At 55.6% G+C, this 13,637-nt stretch carries 11 protein-coding genes; 7 read left to right on the forward strand and 4 right to left on the reverse strand.

Annotation, left to right across the window (positions count from 1 at the left end; all coding sequences use genetic code 11):
• The first annotated feature begins 291 nt into the window (after positions 1 to 291).
• Positions 292 to 2,589: an alpha-galactosidase gene (locus tag OZX70_RS01840; RefSeq protein ID WP_277181578.1), complete on the forward strand. Its 2,298-nt coding sequence runs from the start codon at positions 292 to 294 to the stop codon at positions 2,587 to 2,589.
• A 101-nt stretch (positions 2,590 to 2,690) separates the two neighbouring features.
• On the opposite strand, the gene OZX70_RS01845 is transcribed toward OZX70_RS01840, so the two are convergent.
• The gene (locus OZX70_RS01845; protein WP_277181579.1) at positions 2,691 to 3,641 is read right to left on the reverse strand and encodes an AraC family transcriptional regulator; all 951 of its coding nucleotides are present in this window, start codon (positions 3,639 to 3,641) and stop codon (positions 2,691 to 2,693) included.
• Positions 3,642 to 3,843: 202 nt separating this feature from the next.
• Here OZX70_RS01845 and OZX70_RS01850 point away from each other — a divergent pair, with 202 nt between their 5' ends.
• Together OZX70_RS01850 and OZX70_RS01855 are read left to right on the forward strand one after the other, a co-directional pair.
• Positions 3,844 to 4,116 carry an ACT domain-containing protein gene (locus OZX70_RS01850; RefSeq protein ID WP_277181580.1) on the forward strand — a complete coding sequence of 91 codons (273 nt, stop codon included), beginning with the start codon at positions 3,844 to 3,846 and terminating at the stop codon, positions 4,114 to 4,116.
• Between the two features lie 254 nt (positions 4,117 to 4,370).
• Entirely contained in the window at positions 4,371 to 5,735 is a 1,365-nt protein-coding gene (locus OZX70_RS01855; protein WP_277181581.1) for a PFL family protein, read from the forward strand.
• Positions 5,736 to 6,052: 317 nt separating this feature from the next.
• Here OZX70_RS01855 and OZX70_RS01860 read toward each other — a convergent pair whose 3' ends face one another.
• The gene (locus tag OZX70_RS01860; RefSeq protein WP_277181582.1) at positions 6,053 to 6,721 is read right to left on the reverse strand and encodes a tRNA (cytidine(34)-2'-O)-methyltransferase; all 669 of its coding nucleotides are present in this window, start codon (positions 6,719 to 6,721) and stop codon (positions 6,053 to 6,055) included.
• 312 nt (positions 6,722 to 7,033) lie between these two features.
• Here OZX70_RS01860 and OZX70_RS01865 point away from each other — a divergent pair, with 312 nt between their 5' ends.
• Together OZX70_RS01865 and OZX70_RS01870 are read left to right on the forward strand one after the other, a co-directional pair.
• Entirely contained in the window at positions 7,034 to 8,014 is a 981-nt protein-coding gene (locus OZX70_RS01865; RefSeq protein WP_277182066.1) for an A/G-specific adenine glycosylase, read from the forward strand.
• 83 nt (positions 8,015 to 8,097) lie between these two features.
• Complete coding sequence (locus OZX70_RS01870; protein ID WP_277181583.1) at positions 8,098 to 8,934, forward strand: hypothetical protein; 837 nt, start codon at positions 8,098 to 8,100, stop codon at positions 8,932 to 8,934.
• A gap of 64 nt (positions 8,935 to 8,998) precedes the next feature.
• On the opposite strand, the gene OZX70_RS01875 is transcribed toward OZX70_RS01870, so the two are convergent.
• Positions 8,999 to 10,165 (reverse strand): FAD-dependent oxidoreductase, encoded by a 1,167-nt coding sequence (locus tag OZX70_RS01875; protein ID WP_277181584.1) that lies wholly within the window; start codon positions 10,163 to 10,165, stop codon positions 8,999 to 9,001.
• A gap of 529 nt (positions 10,166 to 10,694) precedes the next feature.
• On the opposite strand from OZX70_RS01875, the gene OZX70_RS01880 reads away from it, so the two are divergent.
• Together OZX70_RS01880 and OZX70_RS01885 are read left to right on the forward strand one after the other, a co-directional pair.
• Positions 10,695 to 11,345 (forward strand): TetR/AcrR family transcriptional regulator, encoded by a 651-nt coding sequence (locus tag OZX70_RS01880; RefSeq protein ID WP_277181585.1) that lies wholly within the window; start codon positions 10,695 to 10,697, stop codon positions 11,343 to 11,345.
• A gap of 5 nt (positions 11,346 to 11,350) precedes the next feature.
• Entirely contained in the window at positions 11,351 to 12,331 is a 981-nt protein-coding gene (locus OZX70_RS01885; RefSeq protein WP_277181586.1) for a DUF5692 family protein, read from the forward strand.
• Positions 12,332 to 12,465: 134 nt separating this feature from the next.
• Here OZX70_RS01885 and OZX70_RS01890 read toward each other — a convergent pair whose 3' ends face one another.
• On the reverse strand, positions 12,466 to 13,497 hold the full coding sequence (locus OZX70_RS01890) for a virulence RhuM family protein (RefSeq protein WP_277181587.1): 1,032 nt from the start codon (positions 13,495 to 13,497) through the stop codon (positions 12,466 to 12,468).
• Positions 13,498 to 13,637: the final 140 nt, after the last annotated feature.

Genomic DNA, 13,637 nt, shown 5'->3' on the forward strand with positions numbered 1-13,637 from the left:
AACAGCTTTCATCATTATCTGTCTGCAAAGCTGTGGGAAGGTGGAAATAACGTTGGCTGATTCCATGATTTTGTTGTTTGTTCGAAGGGGTGATTGGCTAGCAGGCATGGTTGAAATGTGCTTTATGCGGCTTGGTGTCGATTCGTTTGGTCACAAAATCGCGGGAGAGAGACACCGATATCGCTTCCGTCCCAGGGAGCGAAATACGACAATCTACAGGTATAGAGTTCCATTTCATGGCATAGATTTGCCGTGGATCGGTAACGACAGGTCGATCAAAGGAGACAACGCATGCAATCCTCAAATGCCAAGGCAAAGGTATTCGTTCACGCCGAAGGCAAGGAATTCCATCTGACCAATGGGCAGGTGAGCTATATCGTCAGGGTGAACGCTGAAGGCAAACTATTGCAGCTTTATTACGGTGCGGCCGTCTCTGATCGGGACGATTTCGGCTATCTGGTAGAAATGCAGCGCCGATCCACCGCCTCGTGCCCGGTTGAGGGGAACCTGACCTATTCACTTGAGCACCTGCGGCAGGAATTCCCCGAATACGGTACAAGCGATTACCGCATGCCGGCCATCAGCATGGCCCAAGCCAACGGTTCGCGTATCACCGACTTTCGTTTCGCTGGTTATCGCATTGGCGGCGGCAAGCCGAAACTTGACGGCTTGCCGGCCACGTATGTTGACCAGGAAAACGAGGCGGTGACGCTTTCGATCGACCTTTTCGACGCTCCCACAGGCGTGACGGCAACGTTGAAGTATACGATGTTCGCCACCTTGCCGGTGATCGCCCGAAGCGTGAGCTTGCACAACGGAGGCGAGAAGGCCGTCGACATCGAGCGGCTGATGAGTCTGAGTCTCGACCTGCCCGACGACGATTACATGTTCACCCAGCTCACCGGCTCTTGGGCCCGCGAGCGCAGCATCGTTCGCAGCCGCCTGCATCCGGGCATTCAGCAGATAGGCTCATTGCGTGGCTCTGCCTCCAGTCACATCCACAATCCGGCCATCGCCCTTGCCCGCCCCGAGACCACAGAATCGCATGGCGAAGTCATCGGTGCGGCGTTCGTTTATTCCGGGAACTTCGAAGCGCATGTCGAAGTCGACCCCTTCGCCGTTTCGAGGCTGCAGATGGGCATCGCCGATTTCGGCTTCACCTGGCATCTTGACCCGGGCTCCAGTTTCCAGAGTCCTGAAGTCGTCTTCGCCTACACTTCGCAAGGCTACAACGGCATGAGCCATGCTTTCCACGACCTGGTGCGCCGCCACCTCGTGCGCGGCCCGTGGCGTGACAAGGAACGCCCGGTGCTTATCAACAACTGGGAGGCCACCTATTTCGATTTCGACGAAAAGAAGCTGCTTTCCATAGCCAAACAGGCGCAAAAGCTTGGAGTGGAGCTGTTCGTGCTCGATGACGGATGGTTCGGCGAGCGTCATAACGACACCGCCGGCCTCGGGGATTGGACGCCCAACCCCGAGCGTTTGCCCGAAGGCCTCAAGGGACTGGCCCAACGCATCAATGATATGGGCATGATGTTCGGGCTTTGGTTCGAGCCCGAGATGGTCAACAAGGATTCCGACCTCTACCGCGCCCACCCGGATTGGATGCTTCACACCCCGGGCCGCAGGGCCAGCCACGGTCGCAACGAATACGTGCTCGACTTTACGAACCCGGACGTCGTCGACGAGATCTACCGGCAGATGCATGCGATGCTTTCCACAGCGAACATCGGCTATATCAAGTGGGACATGAACCGTTACATTACTGAGGCATTTGACGTGACGCGCGGTGCCGAGCATCAGGGCGAGGTCTTCCATCGCTATATCCTCGGTGTCTACCAGCTGCACGAACGTCTGCTGAATGCTTTCCCGAATCTCATCATCGAAGGCTGCGCTTCGGGAGGCGGTCGCTTTGATATGGGAATGCTCTACTATACCCCGCAGATTTGGACGAGCGACGATACCGATGCGGTGGAACGCATGTCCATCCAATACGGCACTAGCATGTTCTATCCCTTGAGTGCCATGGGCTCGCACGTCTCGATCGTCCCCAACCATCAGACCGGTCGCGAGGTATCGATGAACACCCGCGCCAATGTCGCTATGTTTGGCACCTTCGGCTATGAACTTGATCCGGCGGCATTGAGCGAGAAGGAGCTGAAACAGGTCGCAGACGACGTGGCCTTCTTCAAACGGCATCGTGAGCTTATTCATCAAGGGGACTTCTACCGTTTGGTTTCGCCATTCGAACGGGATTCGCGGCGTAACGACAGCGTGGCGTGGATGGTGGTTTCCGCGGATCGCACGCAGGCCATCGTGGGCGACTACCGTATGCTCGAACATCCGATGTCGCCTTTTACCCGCCTGCATCTGCAGGGCCTCGACCCGTCGCTTCGTTATCGCATTCAAGTCAGGGGAGGCGCCAGCACCATCAACGGGATGACGTTCGGCGGCGACGAACTGATGAGAATCGGCATGCTTTCCACGGATGCTTCGGCTTCGTCATCCGCGGAGGCCGGTAGTGCCAACAGTCTCGGCAATCCTCACGATTTCAGCTCAAGGCTCTTCATATTAAGCGCTTGCTGAACGGTATCGACGGGTGATGGCCTGCGAAAGGACTTTGCAAAGAAAAATCTCTCGTTGGCTATTACCCGTCACTCGTCTGTCATTCGTCTGTCATTCGCCCGTCATTCGTTCTCGCGATCGATGTCGGCGTCGAAGGCTGCGCGAAGAAAATCGATGCCGATATCCAGGTTGTTGACAATGCCGTTGCGGGAATGTCGGAATTCGGTAGGCGTGACTCCCTGGGTGTCGTGGAAACTGCGGGTGAGGGCTTCTTCGTTGTTGAACCCGCATTCCGCCGCGATTTCCGCCACACTCCAGTCGGTCATTCCCAGCAAATCCCGCGCGTGCGAAAGCCGAAGCCTGTCGATGTAGCTCTTCAGCGTCATATTCATTTCCTTGTGGAAGAGACGCGAAAGATAGCTGCGGTCGACGTTGATGCGCTTGGAGACCCAGCCTGCGCTGATGCCCGGATGCCACTCGTTGCGGATCACCGATATGGCTCGTTTGACGATATCGCTGAGCTGGTTGGGGGAGCCGTTCTGGTTGACGGAATTGAGATGTCTGCTCAGCACGGAGAGGAAATGGTTGGCGAGCGCGTTGAGTTCGAGCTCATCGCTGATGCTGCCGGATGCGTGGTAGAGCGTCGAGGAAAGAATACGCAGAAACGGTGTGCTCTGGTCCACTGAAAACGCGACCGTGTCATGCGGGAATCCCATCTCATCGAGATACTGGGGTACCGCTTCGCCTTTCATGGCAAACCAAAGATAGGCCCATGGCGTGTCTTGCGAGGCTTCATAGCGGGTGATGTCGTTGGGATGAATCAGGAAACCGTCATGGGAACCAAGATGGTAGGTTTCGCTGGAAGTGTGCACCTCGCCCGTCCCGCTCAGGATGATATGGAAGACCCAGCTGTCGGTCAACGACGGGCCGTACGAGTGCCCGGCTTGGGTTTGCGATATGCCGCAATAGGAAAAAGCAAGGGAAAGTCCGTCTCGCTTGGTTTTGCTCCCGAGAAACAGCGAATGCTCCATGCCCACTCCTTCTACGTTGCTGGTTGCTATCCAATCTAGCATCAGTGCTCGTTCATCTTATATTTTGTGGCCTCACAGGCCTCTATGGCTTTTTCTGTAGGTTTTTTCGTGCTTTCTCCGTTTCGGACATTCGTTTTTATTTGCGGACATTGTCAGTGTTCGCATTCCCGTTTCATTTATACTTGGAAACGGTATGGCGGGCGTTTGCCATCGGCGGTTTCACACATCGGTTTAAGGGGTTTCCATGGATAAAGCGGTCATCACGGTGGTCGGGCAGGACACTGTCGGCATCATCGCCCAGGTCTGCACTTACCTTTCGCAGCACAAAGTCAACGTTCTCGACATCTCGCAGACCATCATCGATGGGTTCTTCAACATGATGATGATTGTCGATTACGGCAAGTCCGATGAGGAATTCTCGGCACTTGTCGACGGGCTTGAGGAGCTCGGCGACAAGATCGGCGTGCGTATCCGCTGCCAGCGCGAGGAAATCTTCACGCGTATGCACCGCGTCTGAGCGAAGTGATGCATATTTTCTAACAATTGTCTTTGTCAACCCATCAAATCTCTCTTTTTGAGCCCTCTTGGCGCACCAAGAGGCCAAATAAAGTGTGAATGAAGGTAATTGTGGCATTTTTCGGGGTTCTTGGCGCGCCAAGTGGCCCGAAAATGAATGAATTGGATTTGATTCAGTAAAAAATGGCCTACTTGGTGCGCCAAGAGGTGTCATATAAAGAGATTTGTCCCGGAATTTTATAAGAGAGGCTAACAATGCTGAATATCATGGAGGTCCACGAGACCAATCAGATGATCGAGCAGGAAAAGCTCGACGTGCGCACCATCACCATGGGCATCTCGCTGCTCGACTGCGCGGCGGCGGACGTGGACACGGTCTGCGACAACATCTATAACAAAATCACCGACAAAGCCCGCGACCTGGTGAAGGTCGGCAAGGCCATCGAACGGGACTTTGGTATCCCGATCGTCAACAAGCGCATCACCGTCACTCCGATTGCGCTGGTGGGCGCGAGTTCCTGCAAGTCGCCGGCCGATTTCGTGCGTATCGCCCACGCGCTTGACCGCGCGGCCAAGGAGGTCGGCGTCGACCTCATCGGCGGATACAGCGCGTTGGTATCCAAGTCGATGACACCCGCCGAACACATGCTCATCGAATCGATTCCGCAAGCATTATGGGAAACCGATATCGTCTGCTCGTCGGTCAACGTCGGCTCCACCAAAACCGGCATCGACATGGATGCCGTCGAACTTTTGGGCCACGTCGTCAAAGACACTGCCTACGCCACGCGCGACAACGACAGCTACGGTTGCGTGAAATTCGTGGCCTTCTGCAACGCCCCCGACGACAACCCGTTCATGGCCGGCGGATTCCACGGCGTAACCGAAGGCGATGTGGTCGTCAACGTCGGCGTCTCCGGCCCCGGCGTGGTTTCGAAGGCCTTGGATGCCGCCAAAGGCAAGGATTTCGAATTTCTGTGCGAGACCATCAAACGCACCGCCTTTAAGATCACCCGCGTCGGCCAGTTGGTTGCGCAGGAGGCCTCGAAGCGGCTCGGTGTACCATTCGGCATTATCGATCTGTCGCTGGCTCCCACGGCCGCCGTCGGCGATTCGGTGGGTGAAGTGCTGGAGAAGATCGGGCTTGAACAGGTCGGCGCTCCCGGCACCACTGCGGCGCTCGCGATGTTGAACGATCAGGTCAAGAAGGGAGGCATCATGGCTTCCTCCTACGTTGGCGGGCTTTCCGGCGCGTTCATCCCGGTTTCCGAGGACAAGAACATGATTGACGCGGCCGCTTCAGGTTGCCTCACCATCGAAAAACTTGAGGCGATGACTTGCGTCTGCTCGGTCGGCCTCGATATGATTGCCATCCCAGGCGCCACCACGGCCTCCACGATTTCCGGCATCATCGCCGACGAAGCCGCCATCGGCATGGTCAACCAAAAGACCACCGCCGTGCGCGTGATTCCCGTTTATGGCAAGGGCGTCGGCGAAGTCGCCAATTTCGGCGGCCTCATGGGCTACGCGCCGATCATCCCGGTCAACCAGACCTCCTGCGAGGCTTTCATCACCCGCGGCGGACGCATCCCCGCCCCAATCCACAGCTTCAAGAACTGATTTTCACGGTAGTGGTGCTGGATGTGAGGTGCTGGTGATGAGTTGGCGGCTTGTTTCTTGCATCTCTCATTAGTGGTGCAAGATTTCGGCCGTTGGCAGTTAGTCAGTGGCTTGTTTCTTGCATCTCTCATTAGTGGTGCAAGATTTGGGCCGCTGGTGGTTGGTTATCGGCTTATATCTTGCTTTATACACGAGGCTGTGCAAGATTTCGGCCGTTGACGGTTAGTCAGTGGCTTGTTTCTTGCATTTTTCATTGGCTATGCCCGTTTTGGGCCACTAAAGGAAATCTGGTGGGTTAAAACACGCACGACCGGCAATTACTCTCCGCCCTTGAAGCCCAACTGCCGCCAGGCCTCGTAGATGGCGATGGAGGCGCAGTTGGTGAGGTTCAACGAACGCAAGGAGGGCCGCATAGGCAGGCGCACCTGTTCGGCGACATGCGGGCCGGCCATGATATCCATCGGATCGGGGATGTTGCCCGGCTCCGGGCCGAAGAGGAGGATGTCGGTCGGCTTGTATTGCACGTCGGTGTAAAGCTTGGTGGCGTGGGCGGTGAACGCGATGATGCGCGAGTTCGGCATGGACTTCACCAGATCGTCGAAATCGGGGTGCAGCACGACGTGGGCCATATCGTGGTAATCCAGGCCGGCGCGGCGCAGTTTCGTGTCTTTGAGATTGAAGCCAAGCGGCTCGATTAAATGCAGAATCGTGCCGGTCACGGCGCACAGGCGGATGGCCGAGCCCGTGTTGCCGGGAATGCGCGGAGAGTAGTAGCACAGATGCGGCGTCACGGTCTTGGCCTCGCCGGCATCCTTGGCGCTCATCATCGCGTCGACCACGCTGATCGGGTTGCCGTGCGCGTCGGTGACGAGCTCGTCCGGCCCGTAATTGGACTTGCGGTAGCCGTATTCGTACATGTCGGTGACTTTGTTCTCGGGATTCTCGGATTTTCCGGCGTTTTCGGCCGCTTGCGCTATGTCTGTCATGGTTCAAAACTATCCCCGTGAAGCGACACCGGCGATGCCTGCTTATGCTCGCCGCTTTGACGGAATGCTGTGAAAGCCACGATTGCAATTTCTGAGCGATGTGTTTGGTGTCTATCGCGGATTTTTAACAGCAACCGCGACGCTTTTCGTCGTCTGGCGCCGTGTTTGTTGCGTATAGATTGAGATGAGAGTGAAACTGTAGCGGCGTTAAGCCAGAATAGTCGGATGGCTCGCGAGAATATAAATATGACAAAATCTGAAGGAAACCCAGCTGTGGCGGTTGAGGGCTTCAGCGCCGCCGAACTAGAAACGATGAAGCAGGAGCTGTTCACTTGGTGGGACGAAAACGCGCGCGATCTGCCATGGCGATTTGGCCGTACGACGCCGTGGGGCATCCTCATTTCCGAGGTGATGAGCCAGCAGACGCAGATGAGCCGTGTGGTGCAGTATTGGACCAATTGGATGGACGTCTGGCCGAACGCCGCAAGCCTTGCCAAGGCGAGTACGGCCGAGGTCATCACCGCTTGGGGCAGGCTCGGGTACCCGCGTCGCGCGTTGCGGCTTCAGGAATGCGCTAAGGTGGTCGCCGAGCAGTATGACAACGAACTGCCGCGCACTTACGACGAGTTGGTCGCGCTTCCCGGCATCGGCGACTATACGGCCAGCGCGGTGATGAGCTTCGCATTCGGTGAGCGCATCGCCGTCCTCGACACCAACATCCGCCGCGTGCTCTGGCGCACGTTCAAAGGCGAGGAATCCTTTGGCGGCGCCACCAAGCCCGAAGAACGCAAGTTGGCGAATGCAGTATTGCCGCAAGACGCCAAGGAGAGCGTGGTCTGGAACGAGGCGCTGATCGAGCTCGGCGCGCTGGTCTGCACCGCCAAGAACCCGAAGATCGACGAGGATCCGTGGGCCTCGCATAGCCGCTTCTATGCCGCCGGTTGCCCGGGTATGGGCGAGAAGCGCACCCGTCCGCGCCAGAGTTTCAAAGGCACGAATCGGCAGGTGCGTGGTATCGTCCTGAACGCCTTGCGCGCGCTCGCAGGTTCCGACACTGCTGGCAAGGTCACGTCGCCCAAAAATATTTCGGATGCTTCCTCTGCATCGAGCAGCAGAACCATCGCACATGATGCCGCAGAAAAGGTTCCCAGCACCGTTCAGGCTTCTCTGCCGCGCGCCGACGTTGAAAAGCTCTGGGGAGACCACGTCCAGCTGGACGCCTGCATCGCCAGTCTCGATGAAGATGGTTTAATAGAAATCAGTCCAAACGGTTCATTGAGTCTGCCGCAATGATATAGTCCCAGAAGTTTGATTTTATTGGTTTGCCGTTCTGAAGCTTCGAGAAAATTCAGCAAGGTCGTTTACACTGGGGGACTATGACCTCTCAGCAACCGCAGAAGCGCCAAAACAAGCGCCGACCCAGCAAGGAGATGCAGCGCGTCTATCTTCGCCGCCGCATCGTCGTGGGTGTGGTTGCGTTGGCGCTCCTGGCGCTGATAGGGTTCGGCATCTATACGCTCGCGACCAACGTTTTTTCGACATATCACGGTCACGGTGGGGCATCTGCCTCGAGCTCGGCTTCCAGTAAGGCTCAAAAGGGCTCGGCTTCGAAGAAAACTGGGAAATCCGATAATGGCCAAAATAATCAAGCCAACCAGAGCAGCGTCAGGAAGTGCGGCGCCAAGGACGTGAAGCTGGAGCTGAACCCCGCCTCGCAAAGTATCGGGGTCGGTGAGTCATTGGATTTCAAGGCGACCATCCGCTACGAAGGTGACGGTTCTTGCCTCATCGACGCCTCGAACGCTTCGCGTATCCTTACGATTTACTCGATTTCAGGTAACGGTTCAGGCCAGGATTCAGATTCCGGTTCGTCTTCCGGCCAAGGTTCTGCGTCGAAATCTGGCACCGGCGCGAAGTCAAAGTCGGGTTCGACCTCCGGCGCTGGAGCTGATTCAAAGGATGATGCGGCTTCCAGCGCAACCGGTGACACCGTCTGGAGTTCCACCGTGTGCCCCGCGGATCCACGCAATCTCTTGATGGCCAAGGGCGACAAGGACGTGCAGAAAATCACTTGGCCGACCGACAGCACCGGTTCCACCTGCGTTCCCGACGAGCAGCTTCCGCGCGTCGATCGTGGTACCTATCTGGCTCAGTTGAGTCTGAAAGACCATCCGGACGTGAAAAGCGAAAAAGTTCCCGTTATTGTCGAATGAGTCCTGTCGAGATATAATAGTTCTTTTAAACCGAAGCGCTTCCGAAATGCTTCCCGAAGTGCTCCTAGACGATGGAGTTTCTGAAATATTTGTTCATCCTGCTAATCAGGAGCCTTACTTTGGCGCCCTTAAGCCGGGTGTAATTGCCCTTGGAATCCTCAAGTTGGGCGACGCCCGAGTGCGGTCCGAGCGGCAGAATCGTGCCGTAAGGCTTGAAGACGAATCGGAACGTGCGTCCGCCGTTCAAAAGCGAGATGACGTTGGCGGCGGCGCAATCCGCCTGTTGGATGGCGAGCTGGGCGCTGGCGGGGTAGACGCGTCCGGTCTGTGGGTTCGGCACGGCGGAAACGTCGCCGATCACGAATTCGCGTGGCCAGCCGCCGTCGGCCTCGACCACTGACAGGTCGTCGCGGACGATAACGCGATTGAATTTTTGGGCGTATCCGGAGATGGGGACGACCCCGCTGCCGCGGATTCCTGCCGCCCAGACGATGGTGTTGGCACGGAAAGTCTGATTGCCGACAAAGACTGTGCCCGGCGCGACTTTCGTCACGCGTGAGGAAGGGTGGAAAATGACGCCGCTGCCGCTCAAATCCTCCATGATCCATTCGGTCAGCTTCGGGTCGAAACGATAAAGGGGTTTCGGGTTGGAGGCGAAGCAGTGAACTTCCATTCGTCCGGCCGGTACGCCGAATTGTTTTGCGAGCCCCGGAAGTTGATACATCAGAGCGGCCATGAACGCGACGGCCGAGAACCCGTCTCCGCACACCGCCACGCGCAGGTCGCTGGGGTTCTGGTTCAGGCGATAATCCGTGAGCACCCGCTCGATATGGCTTCGCGCGGCCAGTGCGTCGTTGAGGGTGATCAGCGGCAGGACGTTGCCGGTGGCTCCCGGAACGTCGGGCGTGGAGGACGCCCCGCCCAGTGCATTAATAAGGTAATCGTAGAAGACCAGCCCGTTTTTGCGTAGTTCGACGGCCCGGATGTCGTGGTCGATTCGTACGACCTCATCGATGACGACGGTTACGCCGGGGTTCACGGTTTCGCGCAGGTTGAAGGTGATTTCGGACGGGTCGGTTCTGCCGACTGCCACCTCATGAAGTCGTGCGGTGTCGTAGTGGTAAACGTCCCTGTTGACCAGCATTATTTCCGCGTTGGGGTTTTGGGCGACGAGCTGCTTAACGGCATGCAGGCCCGCGTAACCCGCTCCAAGTACCATGATTCTTCTCATGAGGTCTTCCGATGCAATCTAGATTTCAGTAACAACTTCCCTAGTATCAAATCTAATCATACTATGATACTTGCGGTCGCCAAGACGGTCGTTATTGACATTATTTTATAGTACGTCTCACGTTTGATTAGCATATTTGGATAATTTATTTGATGGTTTTTTGGGGGTTAAGACATTATTGAGCAACACGTTGATGTCATGCGTATTTTTTTAGGAAAGTCTACCGGTTGATTGGGCATTGTGAATCAGCAAACTGCACGATCGGGCATGCTGAAGCATCGTGGAATAGCGTTGCGGATTCGCATTGGCGACAATCGTGACCGCTTCCATCCGACCACCAGACCGACGTTTCATTGATTTTACACGCATTATTTGAGCATCAAAGAGCAATTTGACACAGTGTCAATTTTGGCGGTATACTCAAAAAACAAAGATTGACAGTGTGTCAACGACATCTGTGGAGATGCCGACGAACGCAGTTTTGGTGCCAGATCTACAGAAAAGGGTTTCAACGATGCAGGCCGTTTCAATGGAGAGCAAGCAGATGGGTGTCGTGTCGCCTTCCGATACTCGGCAAGCGACGAGCAAGCGCAAGCAAATCGTGCATGCCGCCCAGGAAATGATCTTGAAAAAGGGTTTTACCCACATCACCATCAAGGACATCGCCAACAAGGTCGGCATGACCCGTTCGCTGTTTTACCACTATTTCAACAACAAAGAGGCCATCGCGGCGGAGGTTCTCGACGAAGACGTCAATCGGATTGTCGCTCGGATCGACGCTTGGAACGAGACCAGGGAAGCGGGCAATGTCGATAAAGCCATGAACGACATCGTCCGTTTGTTGCGCGATATCTTGAATGACGAAGGCCCCTTTAGCCAGCGTTTGGTCGAATCCGGTAACGGCGAGCTCTATATACGTTTCGTCGATCAGATTTCGCAGCGCGTTGCGGACTATATCGAACGCACCGCGGCACAAGATTTCGTGCAACTGCACGGCGAACTCCCCGTGAAGCATCTGCACGAGACTTTGGTGATGTTGATATCCGGTTTGATCGCCATCCTGCGCGAGCACCCGGATACCCCAGACGAAACCATCATCGAAATCCTGGCGCAGACCCTCCATTTGGAGTCTTATCGCAAAGAACAACAAGAACAATCAACAACAAAGGAAAGGAAGTAAGGACCATGTTATTCCAAGTCTATGGGTCCAATGCCCTCTATCAATGGTTGGGATGGGTGCTCGTTTTCGCAGCTCTCGTCGTCGCCAATGAGATTTCCCGCCGCAGCAAGGTCGGCGGTCTCCTCTGCTTCGTGGGTATCCCCGCGGCTCTCACTGTCTATTTCGTCTCCATCTATGTGGGTGTGGCCATGGGTGCCAGCTGGGCCCTTAACAACCCGACCTATACGGAGATGAACGGCTGGTTCCACTATGCCAAGCTCTACGCGGCCACGGCCGGCTGCATCGGCTTCATGATCTTGAAGTACGGCTGGGGCAAACTCGGCAAGGTCCACTGGTTCAAGTGCTTCCCGTTCATCATCGTCGCCATCAACATCATCATCGCCGTCGTCTCCGATTTCGAATCGGCGTTCCGCGGCTGGGGGACCACCTTCGTCTCCAGCGAAGGCGTGACGCTTATGGGCGGCTGGTTCAACATCTTCAACGGCGTGGCCGGTCTCATCAACATCTTCTGCATGACCGGCTGGTTCGGCATCTACGCTTCCAAGGGCAAGCAGGATATGCTCTGGCCCGATATGACCTGGGTTTTCATTCTGGCCTACGATCTGTGGAACTTCTGCTACACCTATAACTGCCTGCCTACCCACGCCTGGTACTGCGGCCTGGCGCTGCTGCTCGCCCCGACCTTTGCCAACTTCCTGTGGAACAAGGGCGGCTGGATTCAGAACAGGGCGGCGACCTTGGCCATGTGGTGCATGTTCGCCCAGGTCTTCCCGCTCTTCCTCGACTCCAAGCACTCCCGTTTCGCCGTGCAGTCGGTCAACAACTACAACGTCAACCTGGCCGTTTCCGTCGTCGCTTTGGCAGTGAACATCGGCGCGCTCGCCTACATCCTGTACAGGGCGAAGAAGCTGGGTGTCAATCCTTGGATGAAGGAAGTCTTCAAGGGCACGCGCGACTACGACCAGGCCATGGCCCGCGCCGAGTAGTTCGTCGTTTCCGTCAAGATTCAGCCCGAGCCGGCTCCTATTCCCTTAGAGAGCCGACTCGGGCTGAACTTGTAAGTCGGCAAGAGTAAGTATTGGACTGACGGGATGGCTTAATCACCTTGTTAGCGCATAACCTATTTATCGGTATTTGATTTATGCTGAACCTGACGAACGAAACGGTCGAAGTCGGATTCTTGAGTCTCGTTGAATTTTCGGAATTCCTCCTTGGCCTTCTCGTCAGCTTGCTTTTTGTTTCTGCGTCCTTTGCTCTCTAGCGTTTTACCGCCGGTCAGTGAGATATATTGTTCGCAAAGTGTCGCGCAATCCGCCATCGTGGTGATGGTATGGTTGCGCACGCGAAGTTCCGCGGCGTCGAGAAAACCCGATACCAGTTGATTGAGATGGTCGATCTCGTCACGACTCAGGTAGTTCTTGGCCACCGTCACGTCACTGGAATGGATACGGCCGTCGGGTGAACCTTTCCAACTGGTCAGCCCCATGTTCGGTTTGCTGGCGTCGGCGCGCTCATCGATGATTTCGGTGGCGGTGTGGCCGTTTACGGCGTAATGGAAGCGATTCTGGATGTTGGTGAAGAAATCGCGTGCCGTCTGCGATTTCGGGTCGTAATCGACGCTGATGTCCTGGAACAGGTCCGTGACTTTCTGATAGAACCTACGCTCGCTGGCGCGGATGTCGCGGATGCGAATAAGCAGTTCGTCAAAGTAGTCCTTGCCGAATTGTTGACCGTTCTTGAGCATGTCATCGTTGAGTACGAAGCCTTTGATTACGTATTCCTTCAACGTGGCTGTGGCCCATTGGCGGAATTTGGTGGCCTGCTTGTTGTTTACGCGATAGCCGACGGCGATGATTGCGTCGAGATTATAGAAAGCAATTTCTCTGTGAACCGTTCTGCCGCCTTCGTTTTGAACTTGTACAATTTTTGTACAAGTTGCCAATCTGATAAGTTCGCCTTCGTTGTAGATGTTTCCCAGATGTCGGGTTATGGTTTGCGGAGTCACTTCAAACAATGCTGCAATGTCTTTTTGTGTCATCCAGAATGTTTCGTCCCGATACGTCACCTGAACCGGGACATTCTGGCCTTCCTGCTGATACAGGACTATTTCGCCTTGAGGCTGCTTCGTCATATCTCCATTGACGTTACTCATGAAACATGCTCCTCGGGTTTTGGGTTTCTTGCAAAGATCGCTTCTTCGAGTCTATCGAAGGAAACCCGTACCGGCGAATCTAAAACCTTGAATCAAGGAAAATTCAAGATTTCTTGATGTCTCTTTCGATTTTCCATCGT

The organism is Bifidobacterium sp. ESL0732 (assembly GCF_029395535.1).
Lineage (GTDB): Bacteria > Actinomycetota > Actinomycetes > Actinomycetales > Bifidobacteriaceae > Bifidobacterium.